39 protein-coding genes are annotated in these 19,574 nt (G+C 71.5%); 2 read left to right on the top strand and 37 right to left on the bottom strand.

Annotated features, from left to right (window positions below):
• Window positions 1–20: 20 nt before the first annotated feature.
• The 36 genes from ACFQBR_RS15430 to ACFQBR_RS15255 form a co-directional block, all read right to left on the bottom strand.
• On the bottom strand, window positions 21–377 hold the full coding sequence (locus tag ACFQBR_RS15430) for a hypothetical protein (RefSeq protein WP_344176875.1): 357 nt from the start codon (window positions 375–377) through the stop codon (window positions 21–23).
• The gene (locus ACFQBR_RS15425) at window positions 374–784 is read right to left on the bottom strand and encodes a hypothetical protein (RefSeq protein ID WP_344176873.1); all 411 of its coding nucleotides are present in this window, start codon (window positions 782–784) and stop codon (window positions 374–376) included. The genes ACFQBR_RS15430 and ACFQBR_RS15425 overlap by 4 nt, the downstream gene beginning before the upstream one ends.
• Window positions 781–1,494, bottom strand: coding sequence for a hypothetical protein (locus ACFQBR_RS15420; RefSeq protein WP_344176871.1), 714 nt, complete (start codon window positions 1,492–1,494; stop codon window positions 781–783). The genes ACFQBR_RS15425 and ACFQBR_RS15420 overlap by 4 nt, the downstream gene beginning before the upstream one ends.
• Window positions 1,491–1,649, bottom strand: a complete 159-nt coding sequence (locus ACFQBR_RS15415; protein WP_344176869.1) for a hypothetical protein — start codon at window positions 1,647–1,649, stop codon at window positions 1,491–1,493. The genes ACFQBR_RS15420 and ACFQBR_RS15415 overlap by 4 nt, the downstream gene beginning before the upstream one ends.
• On the bottom strand, window positions 1,649–1,837 hold the full coding sequence (locus ACFQBR_RS15410) for a hypothetical protein (RefSeq protein ID WP_344176867.1): 189 nt from the start codon (window positions 1,835–1,837) through the stop codon (window positions 1,649–1,651). The genes ACFQBR_RS15415 and ACFQBR_RS15410 overlap by 1 nt, the downstream gene beginning before the upstream one ends.
• Entirely contained in the window at window positions 1,834–2,184 is a 351-nt protein-coding gene (locus ACFQBR_RS15405; RefSeq protein WP_344176864.1) for a hypothetical protein, read from the bottom strand. The genes ACFQBR_RS15410 and ACFQBR_RS15405 overlap by 4 nt, the downstream gene beginning before the upstream one ends.
• Window positions 2,181–2,396: a hypothetical protein gene (locus ACFQBR_RS15400; protein WP_344176862.1), complete on the bottom strand. Its 216-nt coding sequence runs from the start codon at window positions 2,394–2,396 to the stop codon at window positions 2,181–2,183. The genes ACFQBR_RS15405 and ACFQBR_RS15400 overlap by 4 nt, the downstream gene beginning before the upstream one ends.
• Entirely contained in the window at window positions 2,393–2,869 is a 477-nt protein-coding gene (locus ACFQBR_RS15395; protein WP_344176859.1) for a hypothetical protein, read from the bottom strand. The genes ACFQBR_RS15400 and ACFQBR_RS15395 overlap by 4 nt, the downstream gene beginning before the upstream one ends.
• Window positions 2,866–3,948: a zinc finger domain-containing protein gene (locus tag ACFQBR_RS15390; RefSeq protein WP_465264165.1), complete on the bottom strand. Its 1,083-nt coding sequence runs from the start codon at window positions 3,946–3,948 to the stop codon at window positions 2,866–2,868. Before ACFQBR_RS15390 ends, ACFQBR_RS15395 begins: the two co-directional genes overlap by 4 nt.
• Window positions 3,949–3,953: 5 nt before the next feature.
• Window positions 3,954–4,862, bottom strand: a complete 909-nt coding sequence (locus tag ACFQBR_RS15385; RefSeq protein WP_344176855.1) for a DUF5131 family protein — start codon at window positions 4,860–4,862, stop codon at window positions 3,954–3,956.
• Window positions 4,859–5,191 carry a hypothetical protein gene (locus tag ACFQBR_RS15380; protein WP_344176852.1) on the bottom strand — a complete coding sequence of 111 codons (333 nt, stop codon included), beginning with the start codon at window positions 5,189–5,191 and terminating at the stop codon, window positions 4,859–4,861. Before ACFQBR_RS15380 ends, ACFQBR_RS15385 begins: the two co-directional genes overlap by 4 nt.
• On the bottom strand, window positions 5,188–5,574 hold the full coding sequence (locus ACFQBR_RS15375) for a DUF6248 family natural product biosynthesis protein (RefSeq protein WP_344176850.1): 387 nt from the start codon (window positions 5,572–5,574) through the stop codon (window positions 5,188–5,190). Before ACFQBR_RS15375 ends, ACFQBR_RS15380 begins: the two co-directional genes overlap by 4 nt.
• Window positions 5,571–5,810, bottom strand: a complete 240-nt coding sequence (locus ACFQBR_RS15370) for a hypothetical protein (RefSeq protein ID WP_344176848.1) — start codon at window positions 5,808–5,810, stop codon at window positions 5,571–5,573. Before ACFQBR_RS15370 ends, ACFQBR_RS15375 begins: the two co-directional genes overlap by 4 nt.
• Window positions 5,807–5,989 (bottom strand): hypothetical protein, encoded by a 183-nt coding sequence (locus ACFQBR_RS15365; protein WP_344176846.1) that lies wholly within the window; start codon window positions 5,987–5,989, stop codon window positions 5,807–5,809. The genes ACFQBR_RS15370 and ACFQBR_RS15365 overlap by 4 nt, the downstream gene beginning before the upstream one ends.
• Window positions 5,986–6,255 (bottom strand): hypothetical protein, encoded by a 270-nt coding sequence (locus ACFQBR_RS15360; RefSeq protein ID WP_344176843.1) that lies wholly within the window; start codon window positions 6,253–6,255, stop codon window positions 5,986–5,988. The genes ACFQBR_RS15365 and ACFQBR_RS15360 overlap by 4 nt, the downstream gene beginning before the upstream one ends.
• On the bottom strand, window positions 6,252–6,821 hold the full coding sequence (locus ACFQBR_RS15355) for a hypothetical protein (RefSeq protein ID WP_344176840.1): 570 nt from the start codon (window positions 6,819–6,821) through the stop codon (window positions 6,252–6,254). Before ACFQBR_RS15355 ends, ACFQBR_RS15360 begins: the two co-directional genes overlap by 4 nt.
• The gene (locus ACFQBR_RS15350) at window positions 6,818–7,855 is read right to left on the bottom strand and encodes a dihydrolipoyllysine-residue succinyltransferase component of 2-oxoglutarate dehydrogenase complex (RefSeq protein ID WP_344176838.1); all 1,038 of its coding nucleotides are present in this window, start codon (window positions 7,853–7,855) and stop codon (window positions 6,818–6,820) included. Before ACFQBR_RS15350 ends, ACFQBR_RS15355 begins: the two co-directional genes overlap by 4 nt.
• 85 nt (window positions 7,856–7,940) lie before the next feature.
• Window positions 7,941–8,615, bottom strand: coding sequence for a hypothetical protein (locus ACFQBR_RS15345; protein WP_344176836.1), 675 nt, complete (start codon window positions 8,613–8,615; stop codon window positions 7,941–7,943).
• A gap of 425 nt (window positions 8,616–9,040) precedes the next feature.
• The gene (locus ACFQBR_RS15340) at window positions 9,041–9,577 is read right to left on the bottom strand and encodes a hypothetical protein (protein WP_344176834.1); all 537 of its coding nucleotides are present in this window, start codon (window positions 9,575–9,577) and stop codon (window positions 9,041–9,043) included.
• Window positions 9,578–9,582: 5 nt separating this feature from the next.
• Window positions 9,583–10,098 carry a hypothetical protein gene (locus tag ACFQBR_RS15335; protein ID WP_344176832.1) on the bottom strand — a complete coding sequence of 172 codons (516 nt, stop codon included), beginning with the start codon at window positions 10,096–10,098 and terminating at the stop codon, window positions 9,583–9,585.
• Window positions 10,095–10,403, bottom strand: coding sequence for a helix-turn-helix domain-containing protein (locus tag ACFQBR_RS15330; protein WP_344176830.1), 309 nt, complete (start codon window positions 10,401–10,403; stop codon window positions 10,095–10,097). Before ACFQBR_RS15330 ends, ACFQBR_RS15335 begins: the two co-directional genes overlap by 4 nt.
• The gene (locus ACFQBR_RS15325; RefSeq protein ID WP_344176827.1) at window positions 10,403–10,540 is read right to left on the bottom strand and encodes a hypothetical protein; all 138 of its coding nucleotides are present in this window, start codon (window positions 10,538–10,540) and stop codon (window positions 10,403–10,405) included. Before ACFQBR_RS15325 ends, ACFQBR_RS15330 begins: the two co-directional genes overlap by 1 nt.
• Window positions 10,537–11,028 carry a RusA family crossover junction endodeoxyribonuclease gene (locus tag ACFQBR_RS15320; protein WP_344176825.1) on the bottom strand — a complete coding sequence of 164 codons (492 nt, stop codon included), beginning with the start codon at window positions 11,026–11,028 and terminating at the stop codon, window positions 10,537–10,539. The genes ACFQBR_RS15325 and ACFQBR_RS15320 overlap by 4 nt, the downstream gene beginning before the upstream one ends.
• Window positions 11,025–11,285, bottom strand: coding sequence for a hypothetical protein (locus tag ACFQBR_RS15315; RefSeq protein ID WP_344176823.1), 261 nt, complete (start codon window positions 11,283–11,285; stop codon window positions 11,025–11,027). Before ACFQBR_RS15315 ends, ACFQBR_RS15320 begins: the two co-directional genes overlap by 4 nt.
• A complete protein-coding gene (locus ACFQBR_RS15310) occupies window positions 11,282–11,515 on the bottom strand; it encodes a hypothetical protein (protein WP_344176820.1) in 234 nt (77 codons plus the stop codon). Before ACFQBR_RS15310 ends, ACFQBR_RS15315 begins: the two co-directional genes overlap by 4 nt.
• Window positions 11,512–11,961, bottom strand: a complete 450-nt coding sequence (locus tag ACFQBR_RS15305) for a hypothetical protein (RefSeq protein ID WP_344176818.1) — start codon at window positions 11,959–11,961, stop codon at window positions 11,512–11,514. Before ACFQBR_RS15305 ends, ACFQBR_RS15310 begins: the two co-directional genes overlap by 4 nt.
• Window positions 11,958–12,173, bottom strand: a complete 216-nt coding sequence (locus ACFQBR_RS15300) for a hypothetical protein (RefSeq protein WP_344176816.1) — start codon at window positions 12,171–12,173, stop codon at window positions 11,958–11,960. The genes ACFQBR_RS15305 and ACFQBR_RS15300 overlap by 4 nt, the downstream gene beginning before the upstream one ends.
• A complete protein-coding gene (locus tag ACFQBR_RS15295; RefSeq protein WP_344176814.1) occupies window positions 12,170–12,832 on the bottom strand; it encodes a hypothetical protein in 663 nt (220 codons plus the stop codon). The genes ACFQBR_RS15300 and ACFQBR_RS15295 overlap by 4 nt, the downstream gene beginning before the upstream one ends.
• Window positions 12,825–13,610: a Rad52/Rad22 family DNA repair protein gene (locus ACFQBR_RS15290; protein WP_344176811.1), complete on the bottom strand. Its 786-nt coding sequence runs from the start codon at window positions 13,608–13,610 to the stop codon at window positions 12,825–12,827. Before ACFQBR_RS15290 ends, ACFQBR_RS15295 begins: the two co-directional genes overlap by 8 nt.
• A gap of 207 nt (window positions 13,611–13,817) precedes the next feature.
• A complete protein-coding gene (locus ACFQBR_RS15285) occupies window positions 13,818–14,381 on the bottom strand; it encodes a hypothetical protein (RefSeq protein WP_344176809.1) in 564 nt (187 codons plus the stop codon).
• Window positions 14,378–14,848, bottom strand: a complete 471-nt coding sequence (locus ACFQBR_RS15280; RefSeq protein WP_344176807.1) for a hypothetical protein — start codon at window positions 14,846–14,848, stop codon at window positions 14,378–14,380. The genes ACFQBR_RS15285 and ACFQBR_RS15280 overlap by 4 nt, the downstream gene beginning before the upstream one ends.
• Entirely contained in the window at window positions 14,845–15,225 is a 381-nt protein-coding gene (locus tag ACFQBR_RS15275; protein WP_344176805.1) for a hypothetical protein, read from the bottom strand. Before ACFQBR_RS15275 ends, ACFQBR_RS15280 begins: the two co-directional genes overlap by 4 nt.
• The gene (locus tag ACFQBR_RS15270) at window positions 15,225–15,401 is read right to left on the bottom strand and encodes a hypothetical protein (RefSeq protein ID WP_344176803.1); all 177 of its coding nucleotides are present in this window, start codon (window positions 15,399–15,401) and stop codon (window positions 15,225–15,227) included. The genes ACFQBR_RS15275 and ACFQBR_RS15270 overlap by 1 nt, the downstream gene beginning before the upstream one ends.
• Entirely contained in the window at window positions 15,401–15,955 is a 555-nt protein-coding gene (locus ACFQBR_RS15265) for a hypothetical protein (protein WP_344176801.1), read from the bottom strand. Before ACFQBR_RS15265 ends, ACFQBR_RS15270 begins: the two co-directional genes overlap by 1 nt.
• Before the next feature lie 98 nt (window positions 15,956–16,053).
• Entirely contained in the window at window positions 16,054–16,296 is a 243-nt protein-coding gene (locus ACFQBR_RS15260) for a hypothetical protein (protein ID WP_344176799.1), read from the bottom strand.
• Window positions 16,296–16,577, bottom strand: coding sequence for a helix-turn-helix domain-containing protein (locus ACFQBR_RS15255; RefSeq protein ID WP_344176797.1), 282 nt, complete (start codon window positions 16,575–16,577; stop codon window positions 16,296–16,298). The genes ACFQBR_RS15260 and ACFQBR_RS15255 overlap by 1 nt, the downstream gene beginning before the upstream one ends.
• 210 nt (window positions 16,578–16,787) lie before the next feature.
• On the opposite strand from ACFQBR_RS15255, the gene ACFQBR_RS15250 reads away from it, so the two are divergent.
• The gene (locus tag ACFQBR_RS15250; protein ID WP_344176795.1) at window positions 16,788–17,330 is read left to right on the top strand and encodes a helix-turn-helix domain-containing protein; all 543 of its coding nucleotides are present in this window, start codon (window positions 16,788–16,790) and stop codon (window positions 17,328–17,330) included.
• A 284-nt stretch (window positions 17,331–17,614) separates the two neighbouring features.
• Window positions 17,615–17,902 (top strand): hypothetical protein, encoded by a 288-nt coding sequence (locus ACFQBR_RS15245; protein ID WP_344176792.1) that lies wholly within the window; start codon window positions 17,615–17,617, stop codon window positions 17,900–17,902.
• 58 nt (window positions 17,903–17,960) lie between these two features.
• On the opposite strand, the gene ACFQBR_RS15240 is transcribed toward ACFQBR_RS15245, so the two are convergent.
• Complete coding sequence (locus tag ACFQBR_RS15240) at window positions 17,961–19,340, bottom strand: hypothetical protein (RefSeq protein WP_344176790.1); 1,380 nt, start codon at window positions 19,338–19,340, stop codon at window positions 17,961–17,963.
• Between the last annotated feature and the right edge of the window lie 234 nt (window positions 19,341–19,574).

Raw genomic sequence — 19,574 nt, 5'->3', positions numbered from 1 at the left:
CTCTTTCGGTCGTGTGGTGGTCAGCGGTCTTCCTCGAAGTGGCCACCGGGTGAGAGCCACACCGCGATGTCGTCCTCGCCTGGGTGGCGCGGTTCGGTGATGAGTCCGCCTTCGGCGTGGCGGGGCAGGGTGATTCCGCAGCGTGCACAGGCCCACCGGACCAGGCGCTTGCCCCAAGAGGTGATCTCGATGGTCTCCTCGTGCGAGCACGCTTCCTGGCGGGCCCGTGCGGCGCGGCGGGCGGCGAACTCCACCCCGAAGTCGGCGGGGAGCTGGGCGTCGCAGTCCGGGCACAGGTAGGCGAGGGTGGTGCCGGTGACGGCGGATTCGACCGGTAGGGCGTCGGTGTGCTCGCAGGGCGCTCGTGTGGCGGTCACGGCCTCCTCCCGGTGCGTGCGGGGACGCGGCGGACGCTGATGCGCCGGGGGTCGGGGCCGCGGCGGCGGTGGGCTCGCGAGTGAAGCGCCGGCCTGTCGGTGAACGCGGTCCACGCCTTCGGGTCGGGGTCTTGTGGTGGGTGCGGGCACAGGGCCCACTGGGCTGTGCGGACCTGTCGGTAGGCAGTCCTCACGGCTTCGCGTGCTTGCTCGAAGACGGGCCGCATGGCCTCCCGTGCCTCGGTGATCTGCGTGCGGAAGTGCTCGAAGGACACCTCGACGGACAGGGTCGCCGCCCCTTCCGGCGGGGTGTTGGTCGCGGGGGCGCTGCGCATGGCGTCGGGCCCGACCGTCCAGTCGTTCAGGGTGGTGTCGATGAGGTCCAGGACCTCGTCGGCGCCGCTCATGAGGCGGCCCGCTGGGTGCGGTCGGCGACGATCGCGTCGTACTCGTCGGTGGACATGACCCGGCCGCAGTCGGCGGCCTCGCAGCGGACCAGGTCGCGGTCGATCTCGTGCACGAGCGTGCGGCGGTCGCAGCGCGGGCACGGGACGGGCTTCCTGCGCCCCTCGGGGCGGGCCTTGGCGAGGGTCTGCAGGTGGCGCTGCCACCGCAGGACGCTCTGCCCGAATCCGACGCTGCCGGGGTCGGCGAGGATGTTGTCCAGGTGGGCGCCGAGCCAGGACACGACGATGGTCAACGCCGGGGCCCCACGGGAGCGTTCGGGCCGGGCCCCGTACCCTCGTGCTTCCCGCCACTGGGCTTCGATGCGGGACAGGTACCCGTACAGCTCGTCGAGGACGTCGGCGGCCGGGCTGGGCGAGGGGGCGGTCTGGGAGGTGCGGACCCGGTCGGAGTCGTCGGCGCGGGTGCGGTATCCGTCGGACGTCGCAGCGACCAAGGGTGCGAGGTTGTCCAGGTCGGCCAGGGCCCGGCGGATGCTGCCCGCGCACCCCCGGCACCACACGGGCTCTCCGGGGGTGGGGATGACGTCGGGTGGGATGGGGCGGTCGCCACGCTCGTCGGGGGTGGTCTCCTCCCAGGCGGTCAGGGCAGCGACGAACGTTTCCCTCCCCTGACGCCAGACGCGGTTGCAGGGGCCTTCGCACACGCTCACGTGTGGTCTCCCTTCGGGTTCTCCGAGGTGAGCGGCAGGCCGCTGTGGTCGATGGCGGCGACGGCGTCTGACCGCCACGCCATGGCGTCGCTGCGCCGCTCCCACATCTCCACGGTCGCGTCGATGCTCCGCAGGGTGTCGTCGGGTTCGGGCATCAGCGGGTCACCTCTTCCTCGAACGCACTCGCTGCGGCTTCCGCCATGCGGGTGACGAAGGTTTGGCTACCGGACGCGGACGCGCGCATCTGCTCGTTCTCACGGTCAAGGCGAGTGAACGACACCTCCATGAGGAAGGTGGGCAGCACCTGGGCGGGCCGGTCTTCGAGGGTCGGGTGGGTGCTCATCGGGTTCCTCCGAGAAGTCGGTGCCACCAGCGGGCGGCGGGGGGCGGGTTCAGGGACGCTCCGGGGACCCGGTGCGGCAGGGAAGTGCGGGCCGTAGTGGCCTGGCGGGCAACGTCGGTGCCGAAGAAGAGCGCGAGGGAGTCCGCGTCGACCGGGTGCACGCTGATCCGGGGCGCCGTGGCAGCGGCGGCTGCGGCCCGGCGCGGGCTGTCAGGCGGCGGCGCCCCGGTCAGGGTCGTGTGGTCGCTGGTGTAGGTGTGCCACCCGTAGGGGTCGGCGTAGACGAGGCCGTTGCGGTGGGGGCCGTGGTCGGCCTTGGGCAGGCGGCAGATGCGGCAGTGACTCACGTGTCGGCCTCCGTGCTCGTGTCGGCCAGGCGCAGGTCGATGCCGACCCAGTCGCGGTCGTCGTCGCCCAGCAGGAGGCCGACACCGCCGTCCACGGGTTCGTAGACGAGCCCGTGCCCCTGGTCGTCGATGTCGGTCAGGAGCACCCGCAGGTCGCCTTTGCCCGCCTCGATGACCGCGCGCAGGTCCTCGTACAGCTCATCGGCGGTCATGCGGCATCGCCTCGGGGACCGTCGGGCAGGTCGTCGGCGCGGGCGACGGTGCCGAGGATCTCGCCGAGGGCCTCGTCGTCGCCGAGGAGCGCGTTCTCCAGTGGGCCGGGCTCGCGGTCGGGGTCGGCTGGTTGGACGGGCAGGACCCCGGTCATCCAGGTGCCGCACCGGGTGCAGTGCCCGCAGCCGTTGGCGTAGCCGCGGGCCTCGAACGGGCCGTGGGGCTCACCGGTGCCGTCGCAGTCCCGCCAGGTCAAGTACTTCTTCCAGCAGGCGTCTTCGGCGGCCTCGATGGTGGGCCCCTCCCCGCGCAGGAACGTCCCGAGAGGGAATATCTCGACGAACGCCGTCGTGTAGGGACCGCCTGCGGAGTCGGGGCGCATGACGACGCCGTGCTCCCCGCCCTGCAGGTAGACGTCGTCGGGCCAGGGGTGGCAGGCCGTGGCAGTGGTGTGGTCGATCAGGCGGGTCATGCGGTGGTACCTCCGGTGGTCTCAGGGTCGTCAGCGGCTTCGGCGTCGCAGCGGCGGCAGTCGCCGCCGTGGTCCGCAGGCGGGAAATCGTGTTCGGGCCAGACGACGCCGTGGCGGTCCACGCAGTCGTCGTCGGCGACCTCCCGAGCGCGGTAGGCGGCGGTCCGGTCCTGGTGCACGCTGGTCCGGCGGACGCGCGTGCCGGAGTGGCTGGTGCACAGGTCTCCGGCGGCGGCCCCGCAGTAGGGGCAGGGCACGGCGAGCGCGGGCAGGGTCGCGGCCGGTTCGGGTGTGGCGGTCACGTCAGGGTCCTTTTGGGTGTCGGCGGCCTTGCGGCGCGCGTATTCGGTGGCGGCGGCCTTGATGCGTGGGGACAGGTCGCGGCCCGTGTAGCGGGCTTGGCGGGCAGCGGCGAGTTGGTCGGTGTCCATGTCCGCGGCGAGCGCGGCGAGCTTGGCCTGCAGCTCCTCTTCCGGAAGGTCGATGTCCTCGTCGTCCCACCCGGCTGCGGTGGGCCACCCGGCGGCGCGGGCGCGGGCGCGGGCCTCGCGGACGGCGCGCTTCTGCCGGGGGGTGTCCTGGGGCGGTGCGACGTCCCACAGCTCCTCGAGCAGGTCGCGCACGGCGAGCGCGGTCCGGCACTCCACACGGGTCCGGTGCAGGAGGATCGGGCGCAGGTTGGGTGCCGCCACGCCCAGTCGGCGGGCCAGCTCGGCGGTGGACCACCCGGCGGCGATCAGCGCCCACAGGCGACGGCGGGTGCCCGGGGAGTCGATGACGGCCCCGGGGGCGGCCAGGAACGGGTCTGCGGGGACGGAGAGAATCGCGGCGGCGATCGTCGCCTCGGTGCGGCGCGAGGGGGCACGGCCGGTGCCCCACAGGATGTGGTGGATGGTGGCGACGGGCACCTCGGACAGCTCCGAGAGGCGCTTGGGGCCGATCCCGATGTGCTGGAGCTGCTGGATGTGCGCGCGGGCCGCTGCGGAGTCGATCTTGGTGGTGGTCGGTCGTCCTTCGGCGATGGCCCGGCGGCGGGCGCGGCCTCGGGCGGCGTGGATCCGGCGTTCGGCCGGGGTCATGGGCGTCACACCGCCCTCCCCCGGCCGCCCCGGGGTGGCATCTGCCGGACCCGCAGGTCCTGCGGCCAGTCAGCGGGGTGGGTGCCTTTGCCCTGGGCGCCGGCCTGGCGGGCCCATCCGCTCCCGAGCTGCTTGACGAACACCGCAGCGCTCACACGGCGGGCCTGGTCACGTAGGTCGCGCACCCATTCCAGGTCGAGGGGTCGGGCGCCGGGCCCGGACTCGCCGCCGATGATCACCCAGTCGGGGGTGCGGAGGTCGGAGCACGAGCCCGAGCAGCGTCCTCCTCGGGTGTCGTGGGTCGGGCAGTGGGCGTGGCCACGGTGCAGGCTCAGGGGTCCGATGAGGGGTTCGGCGGAGACGAACCGAACCGCGGCCGGGGTCTGCATCAGGGCGGGGATGCGGATGTCCGCCCACTTCTGATCTTCGGCGGACACCCCGACCCACACGTTCGGGGCGGGCCACAGGGGTGGGAACAGCTCGATGCCCGCGTACTCGCGGTGGGCGGCGTAGAACGCCACCCGGAACCTCTCTGAGGTGAGCACGGACCGCAGGCGGGCGTGCCGTTTGGTGAGGACCTGGTAGGTGTGGCGGGGGGTGGCGGCCATGACCGCCCACACCCGCGCGATGAACTCGAGCGGCACCCGGTCGTGGAACAGGTCGGACATGGAGTTGACGAAGACGGTGCGGGGCGCGGTCCAGTGCAGGGGCGCGGTGAGCGTGTCGGGGTGGACGGTGAGCTCGAACCCGGGCCCGGACGTGCGAGCGTCCCCGTCGGCCTGGTACTTGGGTGAGCCGATGGCCTTGAGGCGTCCGGCCATCGTCAGGGCGTAGCAGCGGTCGCACCCGGGGCTGACCCGGTCGCATCCGGTGGTGGGGTTCCAGGTGACACCGGTCCACTCGATGGAGGTCATGAGCCGCCTCCCCGCCGGTCGAGGTGGGCGTACCAGGCGGCGCACACGGCGGCGACCTGGACCAGGCCGGTGCGCAGCTCCTCAGGGTCGGAGGCGGCGAACACGCGCCAGGCCGCCTCTTCGAGGTGGTGTGTCCAGGTGGTGTGGCCGTGGCGGGCGGCCGTCTCGCAGTCGGCTCGGGCCAGCGCGAGGCCGGTCTGGGCGGCCTGCCCGCCGGTGCCGTCGGGGAGGTCGTGTTCCCCGCGCTGGGCGAGCTGCCGCTGGCGTTCGGCGTCCACGGCGGCGGCGAACGCGGCGAGGTCGGGGGTGTTCAGGGTGGGGTGCGTCAACGGATCTCCTCGGTCAGGTCGAACAGGCTCATCTGGATGGGGCCGGTGTGGCAGGTACAGGGGCAGGTCCAGCGACACACCCGGTCGGCGAGCCAGACCTGTGCAGCGCTGGTCCGGTAGGGGCCGGTGGCGCTGGTGTCCGTGGCGTGGCGGAACAGCTCGGGCAGGTTGGTGACCAGCCCGTCGGGTGTGCACACGTAGGTCTCCACCGAACGGAGGGGGGTGCCGCGCCCGCACGCACGGTGGCGGCCCTGCGAGCAGTGCCCGGTCTGGGCCCCCTCACAGGCGCACCGGGTGTACACGCCCGGGGTGGTCAGGTAGGTGCGGCGCATGGGGGGTGTCCACGCGTGCTCGCGCACCCACGCGGCATGGTCGGGTTTCATCGCCGCCTCCACTGGGCGGAGTCGGTCTCGCGTGGCCGCCAGGCGGGCCACCCGTCGGGGACGGGACCGAACAGGTCGGGGCGGTCGATGTTGCTGACCGGTCGCGGCGGCGGCCCGGCGTGGATGTCGGCCTCCCACGCCTCGATGTCGCCGTCGTCCTCCAGCTCTTCGAGGTACTCCCACATCTCGTCGGGCCAGTCGCCGGGATCCCCGAGGGGTTCGTCGGGGTGGATCACCGGTCCTCCTCGAGCTGGTCGGCGTGGCCCTGGGCGCGGCGGAGGTCCCGGTGGCACGCGCGCAGGTGGGCGTGGTCGCCTGTGCGCAGCGCTTCGGCGAGGTGGCCCATGGCGTCGGCGGCGGCGGTCACCGCTGCGAGCACGTGGGCGGCGGGGGCGGGCTGGTGGTCTGCGGTCATGGCTGCTCGCGTGGGTGGGTGATCTTGCGGCGGGCGGTGTCGGCGTAGGCGCGGGCCTGCTCCGGGGTGGCGGGCGGTGTGTCAGCCCGGCCCGGAGGGCGGAGGGCGGGCACGTACCGGAACCCGATCGCGGCCAGCTCAGCGAGCACGGACGCGGCGAACGGCTCCGCGTCGGCGCGGTCCCCCCGGCCGGCGCGGTCGCGTTCGGAGACCCGGGAGGCGATGAGCTTGACGGCCTGGGCGCGGGCCTGGTCCCGGGTGGTCATGCCGCCCCCGGTGGTGAGGTGTCGGGCCCGCACACGGGGCAGGGCACGCGCACCAGCTGGCGGTCGACGACCCGCGTGCGGGTGCGGGTGGTGTCGTGGCACTTCCCGCACCAGGGCGTTGACGAGGCGACGGTGATGGTCGGCGGGGTGGGTGCTTCCCGGTGCGGGGCGTGCGCAGCGCGGGCGGCCGTGTACTCCTCCGTGGGACCGGTGGTGGTGCGGGCCCCGGGCATCAGGGCAAGCCCGACCTGCTTGCCGTCGGCAAGGGCGCGCAGGTGCCGTTGGAAGCGGGCGGAGTAGTCCTTCGCGTCGGGGTCGACGGCGGGCAGCATCCGGTCGGCGTTGCGCAGGCGTTCGCGGCGGATCATCCGCACGTGGTGGCGGATCTCGGCCGGGGACACGAACGGCTTCTCACGGGCGGCCCGCCACAGGCCCTGCAGGGCGTCGGCGAAGGGCAGGTCGGCCAACAAGGAGAACCAGGCGTCGGGTGTTTCCTCGTTGAACCGCTGCTGCGGGCAGCACGCGGCGGCCTTCTCAGCGAGCGTGACGGCCTCGTCCGGGGTCATGGTGCACCTCCAGGTGTTGCGGCGTTCAGGCGCTGGCGGGCTCGGTCGAAGACCGTCTCGCGGGGTGTTGATCCGGGTGTGCGGGGTTGGCCTCGAGAGGCGCGGCGTTCGTGTTCGCGTCGCATCCAGTTCCGCCAGGTCGCGATCCAGTCGGTTTTCCGGCCGTCCTTGCCGGGCTTGGCCCGCCAGTAGTCGCAGAACGCGGCATGGTCCTCAGAGCCGCACGAGGGTGCCTTCTCTCGCGCCCACGCGGCCATCTCGTCGGTGACGGCGAAGTCATCAGGCAAGCGGGTGCCGCTGCCTCGCCGGGCCTTCTTGGCCGGATCGGGGTCGGCGTGGGGGCCCGGGTCGGGTTCGGGCGCACCACCCCCCGCACCCCCCTGCTCCCTGCTCCCTGCCACCTGCTCCCTGCCACCTGCTAAAGCGACATTCCGCTCGGACTCGTCTGCGTCGCGCGCAAACTCGTCGGGGTCCTCCTGCGTAGGGGCGTTGACCTGGGGTGCCCTCGCTGCAGGGTCAGGTGTGCCCTCGCGTTCCCCTGAGGGGTCCTCAGAGGGCGTGTCAGGGGCGTGAGGGTCCTGCTCGCCCTCGCTCGACGTGCCCTCCGTATCCCCTGCAGGGGGGTCCTGGGCTCCTCCGATGTCCGATTCGCCGCGCGCGGACTCGTCTGCGCGGATCTGCGCGGGGTCGGCGTCGGCCGGGGAGGGGAGGCGGGACGGGACCTTCGCCGCTTCCAGCCGCTGGTGCTTGTCGAGCTTGGGCAGGAACAGGTACGGGTCGCCGTCCACCGTGTAGCGGACGATGCGGCCTGCGGTGGCCAGCTCGTCCAGGAGGTCGTCGACGGCTTCCTCGTCCAGGTCGTCCTCGTAGGGGAAGACCCGGCCCTTCACGAACCTCGGGTCGCCCTGGACGCGGGCGTGCTCGTCGGCGTGGTTCCACAGGCCGATGTAGAGCAGGCGGCCGTCCCTGGACACCGACCGGGCCAGCTTGCGGTCGTCCCACATCTCGGGCTTGACGCTCCGGATACGCGGCATCGGGGTTCCTCCTCGATGAGGACGGACGGGTGGGGTGGTCGCGTCGAGGCGCGGGCTCGGTGGCTCGCCGCGCCCCGGCGCGGGTCTATGCGGCGGGCTGGGCGTCCCAGCGGGTGACGGTGTAGCGGCCGAAGCCCTGCGAGCGGGACGCGCCGATGCCCTGCTGTTCGCCGGTGAGCCAGATCAGCGCCCACTGCTCGGCGGTGAAGTCGTGGTCGGTGATGACGGTGAAGTCCACACGCGCGTCGGAGACGTACTCCTCGTACTGGATGCCGGTGCCACGGAAGGTGTGGACAAACCGCTGCATGATCCCGGTGGCCTCGAAGGTCCCGAGGTGGAGGCGGTCTTCGACAACGACCACGTGCTCGGCCAGGTACGACAACAGGCCCTTGTTGGTCTTGCCCCAGCCCCGGGCGGTGAGCTTGCCGCTGGCGACGGCGACGGACGCGGCTTCCTTGAGGGCGGCCTTGAGCTGGCGGCCCTCGATGTAGAGGCCGTTCTCGTCGCGCTTGAACCCGTTGAGGTGCTTCAGGGTGTCGACCTCGCGCGCGGCCTCGTCGGCGGTGATGCCGCGCTCGATCATCACCTCGGCGACCTTCTCTCGGATCAGGTCGTCCTTGTCGGCGAGCTTCGTCTTGAGCCACCCCTCGGCAACCTTCGGGTCTGAGGGGGTGCCTCCGGCGATGGTGGTGATGCGCAGGCTTCCAGCGAAGCGGTACGGCCACGCCTTGTCGGCGTAGGAGGCGAAGACGCTGGTCATCGGTGGTCCTTTCGGTCAGTGGGTTGTCGGGTCGGGGCGGGGGGAGCGGGGATGGGTAGTCGGGCAGGCTCGGGCAGACCAGGGGCAGGCGGGGGTTGGGTAGTCGGGTGGTTCGGGCTCGGGCGGCGCAGGTGTGGATCGGGACGTCGGGCAGGGACGCGGGTGGGCAGGCATGGGAAGTCGGGCAGGGACGCGGGTGGGCAGGGAGGGGAAGTCGAGCGGGCAGGAGAGCGCTGACAGGCACAGGGCTGGGGTGAGATGGGCAGTCGGGCAGGGTCGGGGAGGGCCGGTTGGCGGCGGGGTGGGTAGTCGGCCCCGGGTCGCTACGGGGTGGGCTGGGTAGTCGGTGTGCACTGGGGAGCTGAGGGCGTGGCTTGGATGGGATAGTCGACGCGGGTCGGATGGGGCAGTGCCAGGGCGGGTAGTCAGGCGGCGGCAGCCTCCGGGGCGGCGGGCGGGCGGGCGATAGAGCGAAGCAACCGGTCGTACTCGGCTTCGCTCATCACGTCAGCGGTCCGGCGACTGCCCACCTTGCGGGCGACCACCTCGTGGAACGTGGCGAGCATCCGCGCCCGGTTCGCCGACTGGGCGTAGGCGTCGGCGACGAACCGGTGGTCGGCCCCCGTCATGTCGGCGACCCGGCGCCTGGTGTGCTGCTCGTCGACGGCGTAGGTGATCGCGAACGACCGCAGCTGCTCGTCGTCCCCGGCCGCGGCGGCATCGGCGAACTCGTGCGCCCCTGCCCGACGTCGGGACGTGGCGCGAAGGCTGCGCTCGCGGGTGGTGATCATGTCGGTCACCAGGTGCGGGGCCATCGTGTGAAGCCACCCCGACAACAGGTCCGGGTCGGACGCCTGCAGGTGGTCGACGAGCTGGGCGGCGACCAGGGCCGGAACCCAGTCGCTCCCCCGCGTCTGTGCGTCCACGGCGGCGGTCATCTCCGCCACGTAGTCACGGTTCATCGCGCTCACTCCCCCTCGGCCGGGGCGTCGAGGGCGTGCCCCTGCAGGGTGGTCAGCCCGTCCGCGACGGTGTCCAGTTCGTGCCGCATCTCCGTGAGGGTGAGGTCGCCGCTGCGCATCAGGCGGCGCATGTACCCGGCCCAGTGGTCCAGGCCGGCGCGCAGCCGGGCGGTCTCGACGGCGTGGAGCATCCCGGCCGTCAGGCGCAGCGTCTCGTCGGACAGTTCGATGTGCCCGTCCTCGGTGAGGGTGCCGCGCGCGGTCCGCTGTAGGTACAGGGCGCGCATCGCCTCGCGGATGATGCTCTCCTGCTCCTCCCCCGGCACCTCGAGGTGCGTCACCTTCACCTTCACCCACCGGGCGGCGTCGGAGTCTGCTGCCGGACCGTTCTTGTCGTCCTGCTTCAGCTCGACGATGGCCATCATGCGCAGGCCCTCGGTGGCGTACAGGCGGGGGATGTGCGGCTCGAGCGCGGCTTCGGCGGCGGCGCCCACCTTCGAGATGATCTTGAGTTGGATCATGCTGCGGTGGTCCCTTCGTGCTGCGCGCGCCGGACGGCGGCGAGCTGGTCGTCGGTGAGGCGGGTACGGGCGAACATGTCGTGGGTGGCCGCACCCGTTGTTTCGGTGGGCTGCACGGTCACGGACATGCCGACGACGGCGGCGTAGTCCTGCATGACGTCGATGGACGGCGAGGTGCGCCCCTTCTCCCAGTACAGGAGGGCGCTCGTGGAGTAGCCCATGCGTCGGGCCATCTCCGCGCGGGTGAGCCCCAGGGCTTCGCGTGCTTCGATGAGCTGGACGAAGAGCGGATTTGGGGCGGACATCAGGGCCTCCCGAACTGCAGGGTGACGGTGGGCAGGTCTGCGGGTGCGCATCCCTCCGTGACGAGGAGCGTGACGGTGAGGGACAGCAGGGCCCACATGACGAGGGCTCGGGGGCTGTCGGGGTGGAAGCGGGTCACGTCGCCTCCCGGGGGTCCCAGGCGCGCAGCAGCACGCCGGGGCGGTCGAGGGAGTCAGAGAGCTGGTCGGGGTAGGTCTTGCGGACCCGCCCGTCGACGATCTGGGAGTCGTCGGCCCACAGCACCCCGGACAGTGCGTCGGAGAGGGCGCGGCCGTGGTGGTCCCAGTCGAAGCTGCTGCGGGTGAGCGGCCAGGCCCGGTCGGGGTCGGAGGGCACCGGCGGGAGCGTGACGACGGCGGCGAAGGCCACCGGCCCCAGGAACACGGCGTGCTCGCGGGCCCGGATCCCGCACCGTGCGCACGGGGCCTTGGCGGTCTTCCACGCGGCGTGTAGGTGACGGCCGGTCGCGTGCAGGGTCACGTCCCGCACCGTGTCGCGCCAGGTGTCGAGCACCCGGGCGTTGCGGTGGTAGCCCTTGCCCTGCTTGTTGTAGGAGATGGCTCCCTGCCCCACGGGGGTGCCGTACACGGTCACGGTGACGGTCATCGCGACCTCCGCAGGATCCGGAACTGCTGCTGCAGGCGGTCGACGACGGCCGCCGCGGCGCCGGGGTCGAGCCCGCACCCGGTGACGGCGGCGACCAGGTCCTCACGGTCGACGTACCCGTGGCGGCTGATCAGGTGAAGGCGGGCCTGCGCGACGGCGTCCTCGGGGCTGAGCCCGGAGTACCTGAAGCACCCGGAGCAGACGAACCCCTTCGTGCCGACCTTGATGTGGGCGGGCCACTCGGGCGGGGCGGTCACCGCGCCCACCCCGTGCGCAGCATCAGGTAGAACAGGCGGGCGTCGAGGACGTCCATGCACAGGTCGTCGAACTCGTCTTGCGCCTCCGGGTCGATGTCGCGGATCTGCTCGGGGTGGCCCGGCATGTCCTCGTGGATCGCCGTGCTCAGCAGGTGGCGGCGCAGGCGGGCGACCCGGTCGTGCACGGCGATCTCCACGACCACGACCAGAGCTTGCAGTCGGGTGCTCATGACGGCCGTCCTCGCAGGACGGCGCAGGTGCCGTCGCAGCGGGGGCAGTGCCCGTCCGTGGGCTGGTGCTGGGCGCGGTCGATCTCGTCGGCGACCACCCACAGCAGGCGCAGCACGGTGGAGTCCATGGGCTGGGCGTGCGCGACGAGCACGGTGCCCACGTGCGAGGCCATCGCCAGGAGCGTGGTCGACGCCTCGTCGGCGGCCACCCCCGCGTCGCCGACGATCATCTCGGCGATGTGGCGGGCGTGGTCGTCCATGTGCTCGTCGGTGCGCCCTTCGGCGGCGTCGCGGGCCCGCTTCTCCCTGACGATGTCGAGGGCCCGCTCAGGCGTCCACTCCTCAGAGGTGAGGACGACGGCGCTGTGAGCGTCGGCCCTCTGTCGGAACAGGGCCTCGAGCAGGGCGTCGGCCAGGGCGTCGGATTCGGGGTCGAACTCGGTCATCGGGGGCCTCCGGGGGCGGGCAGGGCGCGGGCGGTACCGCAGTGTCCGCAGTGCTGGGACAGGCGGGCGTTCTGCTCGCGCAGGGTCGCCACCTCGCGGTGGATGTGGAATTCGTGGAGCTGACCGACGTCCTCACGGCGAGCGGCGACCATGCGGGTGGCGACGACGCCAGCGATGACGCCGACCACGGCGGCGGCGATGGCGGTGATCACGACACGTCTCCCTTCTGGGGGGTGATGTCGGAGGGCGGGGGACCGGCCTCCGATGCGGCGGTGACGGGTTCGGGCTGGTCGTGTTCGAGCGCGGGCACCAGGGAGCTGCCGACCCCGGCGAGCTCTCCGGCGTGCCACGCCTCCAAGACGGCCTCTTCGGCCCGGTCGCCCGGGGCGAAGGTGAAGCTGCCGGTGGGCGGGGTGATCTTCACGTCGGCGACCTTGACGATTTCGCCGGTCGTCGAGTCGGTGAGGGTGCCGTCGGCGGACAGCAGCTCGGCGAGGTTCTTGCGGTGGGCGGGCTGCACGGTGCGGCGGATCAGGTCCGGGCGGGTCTCCTTCAGGACGGCGAGCAGATCGCGGTCCGTGAGGGCGGCCGGGGCGATCTCCTCGACCAGCTCGGTTGGGGCCACCCGTTCGACCAGGTCGACGAGCGCCGGTTCGTCCCAGGTGATCGTGCGCTTGGGGCCGGTGATGGACAGGGATCCGGCCGACTCCCCGGAGGGCATGAGCACGTCCAGGGACTTCACACCCAGGGTGGTGCGCATCTCCTTGAACGCCTGCTCAGCCTCCCTGCGGGCGGCGGTGTACTCAGCGCCCACCCGGTCAGACAGGACTCGTAGGGCCGCTACCTTCGCGGCGGGTGTCAGTTCAGGCACGTCGGCCTCCTCTGATGTGGGGTGGGATCTGCGGTGCCTCGGCGGCGGCATCCTGCTCAGCAGCGACCTGTTCCGGGTGGGGGTCGCGCGGCAGTGCCGCGTACCGGTGCTTGGCGGCGGCGTGGAGCTGTTCAACCCACTCGTCAGCCAGGCCGGCGCGGGCCTCGTCGTTGACGCGCCGGGTGAGGGCATTCAGCTCTTCGGCGCTGTCGGCGGAGGCAATGGACGCCATGAGGCCGGTGACGAGTGCGTCGTCGGTCGTGTTGTCGTCGACGGGGCCGGTGTCCTCGGGGAGGTCCGTGTCCTTCGGCGGGTGGGCGGCGGACCACAGGACGACGGCTTCGGCCTTCTGGTTGTCGGCGACCTTCCGGTAGAGGCTGATACCGAGCTGGTCGCCCAGATTCACGGCGGCCCGCTTGAGCGCCCCGGTGACCGCTGCTTTCGCAGCGAGGTCATGGGCGGCCCCGTGGGTGGTCTGCTTGGAGGCTTCCTCCACGGCGACGTCGTCCCAGAACCCCAGGGTCTGGCCGTCGATGGCGCGGACGATGAGCCGTACCTGGGCCCGGTAGGTGACCCACCAGCGGAGCCCGCCTTCGGACGTCTCGGACGGGGGCACCACAGCGGTCTGCTCACGTAGGCACGTCAGCTCGAGCACCTGGTCGGACCACCCACCGAACCCGAAGATCCGTGTCAACGCCCGGCGCGTGTCCCACCCCTGCAGGTGGGCGTGGCCCCGGTGCAGGCGGACCCGGCGCGTGTCGAGCTTCCGGTAGAGCACCGTGAGCTGGTGTTCGGTCAGGTCGGCGGGCCCGGCCGTGACGTGGGGGGAGGCCGGGGCGGGAGGGTGAGCGAGAGTGCCCCCCGCCCCAGCCGGGGAAACGGACGCAGGTCCGACGGGGCGGCCCCCCTGGACACCCCGTGGTGCCTTGGCCCCCGCTGCAGGCCCCCCGGTCTCAGCGGATGGCCGTGACGTCCGTGTCATGGTCTATCTCCCGGTAATGAGGTTCAGGGCGTCGCGAGCCACCCCGGTGGTGATGGTGCGGATGCGCAGCGGGGCGGTCGGCCACACGAGGACCACGCCCTCGTCGGCGAGAGCCAGTTCGTAGTCGGTGCCTCGTGCCCACACCTGGAAGTAGGTGTCGGCGGGCCGTCCCGCTCGAGCGGCGGTGTCCGGCGCGGACACCAACCGATGGCCTTCCGGGGAGGTCCGCTCGGACAGGTCTGCCGGGCGGGCCCGGTAGTGGTCCAGGTCCCCGGAGAGCATCGGGCACGCCTTCGCCGAGTAGGCGGCGCACTCGGGGTGCATGGCCGGTTCGACCACGTACCCCCGGGCCCGGCCAGCGGTCCGCCCGAACACCACGAACTTGTCGCGGTCAAGCGGGTCACCGCAGATCTGGCACAGCCGGGTGTACAGGGCGCGCTCCCGCTTGGGCTCGGCCACCTGTCCGAAGTGATGGCCACGGTCTGTCTCGAGCGACACCCACGGGACCACTCGCCCGCCCACGGTGGGCCGGTGGGCGAGCCGGACGGGGATCGGCGGGGCGCTCACCACGGCCTCCTGATCATCTGGATGGTGGGGGCCGGGGCAGTGCGGACTGCGTCGGCGTGCGCCCGCAGTCCTCTCGCCCACGGCGTGTCGTGGATGACCCCGGTCGGGTCGGGGTCGATGGCGAGCGCGATCCGGACCGTGTCGATGGCGTTCTCGATGCGGGCGGCGTCCACGTCGGTGATCTCGTCAACGGGGTCCCACCCGGTGATGAGGACCGGGCCCGCGTAGGGCAGGGGTGCGGCTCCCAGGGTGGCGAGCACGCAGCTCCCGAACACGTTGCGCGGGTACGTCTCCGGCTTGATGTGGCCCATGTCGTTGACCCATCCGCGTGCGGCGAAGTCGGCGCGCAGGCGCACCTGCGCGGGTCCCTCCTCCCCCAACTCGGCGGTCAAGTCGAGGTCGCGGTCATGGAGCATCCACGTGCCCTGTTCACTGGTGTCGATGACGACGAACTCCACGAGGCTCACCGGTCCCGTCGGGAGGACTTGCGGGAGCGGCGGCGTCCCGTGGGCTTGGGGGCGGTGGTGCGCAGCAGGAAGTCGGTCCGCACCCACACCACGTCGTGGGTGTCGAGCTCCACCGCAACGGCGGCGCCGCGGCCGGGGATGCGGGACTGGCTGCTGCCGATCTGCCAGTCCCCGGTCACCTTCGAGGGGAGGAGGCACCACGCGGACGCTTCCCCGGGCAGGGCGGTGCCGAGTACCCGGTCGGGGTCGACGAGGGCGACCACCCCAGAGGTCCCGGTCTCGATGTGGGTGACGCGAGTGCCCAGCGGCCACAGCTCGCGCAGGCGGGTGATGGACTCGCGCACGGTCGGCACGGTCTTGGTGGCGATGGGGATCATCAGCAGGTTCCTTCGGGGGACAGGCACTCGTCGATGCCGGAGAGGACGTCGTCGGTGTCGGCCAGGACCTCGGTGGTCTGCTCGTCGACCTCGACCTCGACGGCGGCGGCCTGTTCGGTCTGCTCGGCGTGCGCGGTCTGCTCGCGGCGGGTCCGGTTGGCGTGGATGCGGCGCATCAGGCGGCGCTCCTCTGGGTGCTGGGCGAGGTGGTGGAGGAGGCAGGGGCGGCGTCGGCGTCTCGGGGGCGGTCTGCGCGCAGCCACACCCGGACGCCCTCGACGTCGATCACGACCCGGTAACTGTCCCGGCCGGGGACGGGCAGGACCGTGTCCTCCTCGACGGGGGCGTTGTACGCGGCGGCCCACGCGGTCAGGGCGTCGACGGCATCGGGGCCCCAGAAGGTCCCGGCGAGCTGGTCGGTGCTGGGGGACCACGTCGGCTGGGGCAGGCCCGGATGGGCGGCGACGATGCGCGCGCCGACCCGGAAGATGTCGGCGAGCTGGTCGGCGTCGGAGCGCTGAAGGCGGGGCAGCTCGGTGCCGGTGGCGAGCGCAGTGAGGATGCGCCAGTCCAAGGCAAGCGCGTCTTGGCGGGCGGCCTGGCCCCTCAGTTCGGCGGCCTGCTGCTCCAGCTCGTATGCCCTGGTTCGGGCCTCTTCGGCGTGCTGGGAGAAGGTCTCGGCCTGTGTCTCCAGGTGGGTGGCGGTGGTGCCGCTGATACCGTGATGCACGGTCTCGTGCTTTCTCTGGGAAGGGATGAGACAGGAAGCCCTTCGCCCGGTGACAGCGGGCGGGGGCTTTCGCATGGCCGGGGTCAGGCGGTCACGGGTCAGGCGGTCTTGCGGCGTGCCTTCGCGCTGGCAGCGGCCAGGCGGAGCATGTAGGCGCGGTGGGCCTCTTCGCCTGCCTTGCGCCTCTGGTGGGGGTCGGTGATGGCGTCGTCGACCCGGTCGATCCAGTAGTCGACGGATGCCGGTGACGCCTTGCGCGCCTTGGCAGTGCGGGCAGCGCGGTCCGTTGTGCGCGACCACGACTCGAGTGCGCCGATGCGGCCGTTCAGCTCGTGGCCCATCACGCCGCGTCCTTGCGGGGTGGTGCGGGGTCGGCGGGGACTCTCAGCGATCCTTCGCCGAGGCGCAGGTGGGTGATGATGATCCGGTACACGTGGGGTGAGGGCTGTCGGGTGCCGACGGCGATCTTGCGGAGACCCGAGTACGAAAGTCCGGTGAGTTCGGAGAAGTCGAGGATCGAGAGACCCTTGTCGTCGAGCAGCTCCCGGAACGTGTGCCGGTCGAAGACGCGACTGGCGGGGCGTTTTCTTGGGCTGGTCGTCGGTGACCTTCGCTCCTTCATGATCCCACTTTACCCCGCAAGACCCCACTTTGTACACGCACTTGCGGGGTACTTGCGGTACACAACTGCATCCCCAGCACCACAAGGCAGCCTTTACCAGGACTTATACGACAGCAGATGTGGGATTCGAGTTGGACGCCCGTTCAAAATGGGGTCTTAGTGGGGTCCAAGTGGGGTCCCTGTGGGGTCCACAGGTGTACCGTGGTGGCCATGTCTCGGCACCTTCCCCACGACGACCCAGAGCAGCCGCCCGAGCGCGTGGCGCTGCGGACCCACATCGACGAGCGCGTCGACGAGCGCGGAATGAACCTCGACGAGCTGGCCGACGCCTCCGGCCTGCACCCGGAAACGATCCGGCGCGCCCGGAGGGGGACCGCCCGCATCAGCACCTCCACCCGCAAGAGCATCGAGACGGCCCTGGCCTGGGCCCCCGGCTCGATCAACGCCATCCTGGCCGGCGGTCAGCCCATGCCCCTGGCCGAGGAGAGCCCGCAGGCGCACGTGCGCACGCTTCCCAACGGCGCCCACCAGCTCTGGCTCAGCGTCCGCAGCGCGGACGGGCAGCCGCAGCAGATGATGATCCCCCTGGACCTGGAGTCGGTCCCCGGCCTGGACGGGCTGTCACCCTCGGAGGTGGACATGCTCACCCACCAGATGCTCGGGGTGATGGTGCACGCGGGCAGGGCGTTCCTGGAAGAGCAGGGCCGCCAGCGCACTGCGAGAGCCACGCAGGGTGATCCTACGATCCGGTAGAAAATCGGTCGACTCAATTTGTGGCATGAGTCACATAAGGCACGTACGATGTGTTCCCCGCCTCGACTACCAGGTGAAACGTACGTCAAAGGGGATGTGCGATGCCCCCATCCGAGCCCGAAACCCATGCGCCACAGGGGATTCCCCGCCCGCGCACCGGGCGATGCCTCACTGACCGCACCGGCTACCGACACACGGCCCCAGCCCCGGCCGCCCATTCCGCCCCCGAGCGGACCCGCTACCGTCTGTACAGGCCCGGCCTCGACGAGCCCACGATGTCAATCGTGATCGACGACACCCCCCAGGGCCCGTCCGGCTTCACCCTCTACCCCACCCCCACCGGCTACCTCATCACCGTCTGGGAAGCAGCCACCAACCTCGGCGTGATCCGGGGGTACGACCGGTACCTGTGGGGTGAGCCCCGAGACCTCATTCTGCAGGTCTGGGGCTACCGGACATGGGAGGCACTGCCCGACGACGGCACAGGCTTCTGGGGCGAGGGAGACGCCCCGGTCGACCACCGTGTCGTGCGCGGCCTCGAAGCCGCCGGGCTGCTCGTGCCCCACCACTAGCCGCGCACACGAAAAAGCGCCTCGGCGGGAGGGCCGAGGCGCTGTCGTGTGGAAGGGGTTAGACGGGTGCCGTCTCCTGCTGCCCCTGGCGGGCCGCCTCGAGCGCCTCGGACGTCAGACCCGGGAACAGGTTCGGGTCGGCTTCCTCCAGGCTCTGCGCACCGGCCGCGCTGCTGTCGATCACGGTGACGGGGTTGGAGGACAGCGGCGGGTAGGCGCGGCCCACGTAGTTGTTGGTAGGGAAGGCCAGGCCGGTGGTGACCACCACCGATCCGTCGCCGCGGATGGGGATGAGCTCGTGCTCGTCGGTCCACAGCGCCCCGGCGTGGTTGGCGGGCACCTCATACTCAACCGTTACGGTGCGTTCGCGCATGGTGGCCACGTTGTAACGGCTGCTGTAGCCAGTCTCGATGGACTGCGAGGTGGTGGTGCTGGCCGAGGCCGAGGCGCCGATCCCGAAGATTCCGGCCGAGGCCTCCACGCCCACCGTCTCGCTCACGGTGATCCCGGTGGTCTCGGTGAAGGTCTCCTCCTTCTCCTCGGTGACGCCCTCGCTGACGGCCTCGGAGATCTTGCCGCTGCCCGCTCCCTGGTAGTCCACGTGCTTGACCAGCTCGAAGTGGCGCTTGCGCTGGAGCTTGTAGAAGGGGGAGTTGGCCACCTTCCACGCCTCGTCACGGCCCGCGTCCTTGACCATGAAGTACGGGATGGTCACGGTGCGGTCGATAAGCACCTGCTCCTGGGGCGGTGGGGCGTAGGAGGTCAGCTGCGGGGTACCGGGAACGTCCAGCTTGTCCACCACGGCGGGCAGGTCCAGGGTGTAGGTCGAGGCAGTGGGGGAGGGCTTGTCGGCATGGCCCACCACCGTGAAGGTGCCCACGGGCAGCAGGAGCCGCTCGCCCTGGTCGTCACCGGGCAGCAGCGGCGCTCCGATCTCCCACATGCCCACGGCACCGGAGGAGAAGTTGGCGTCCTGGGAGTGGATCCTGCTGGCGATCTCCGAGGCGCGCACGTAGGAACGCCCCTGGTAGGACTTGGACACCACCGCGATCCGGCTCAAGTCCGGTGCCGGAACGTCCGGGTAGAACATGGAGCTGAGGTTGGTGAAAAAGTCGCCCATGGCGGCGTAACCGCTCGGCGCGACGGGCCGCACCATGTCGTACAGCTTCATGCTGCCAAAGGATGCGGACCGGATGGTTTCGAGCTGGGTGACCGGTTTGAGGATCTGCCCGCCGGTCAGGTCGCGGGCGATGACCGCGCCGCGTTTGCCGTTGGGATCCTCGAAGCTGTGGGTGGCCATCTCACCGAAGCAGAACCAGCCCTGGGGGACGTTGGGCCGCCACACGGCGGGCCAGGAATTGTCCTCTACCTTGTTGAAGACCTTGGTGAAGCTGGTGGTGAAGGCAATCTCCAGATCGCCGTACTGCTGGGTGATCAACACGTGCTCCTGTCAAGGGGAACCCGGGGCCGGGAAGAGCGACCCGGGTGTGCCTACCACGCCCGGGGGCGGCGCGAAGGCGGTTCGGGCGAACCGGTTCGCAGCCAGGGCAGCGGTAGGCGGACAGGTCATGGCCCCGCCCGGAGGGCACCAAACCCGTGTGATCGAGAACGGGTGAATCCGGGGGCACACGCAGGGGCAAAAGCCACACAAGCCCTGGATCGATGCACGTTA

This window comes from Nocardiopsis tropica, assembly GCF_042660575.1.
GTDB lineage: Bacteria > Actinomycetota > Actinomycetes > Streptosporangiales > Streptosporangiaceae > Nocardiopsis > Nocardiopsis tropica.
The sequence above is the reverse complement of the archived record's forward strand: the minus strand, read 5'-3'. Positions and strand labels throughout refer to the sequence as shown.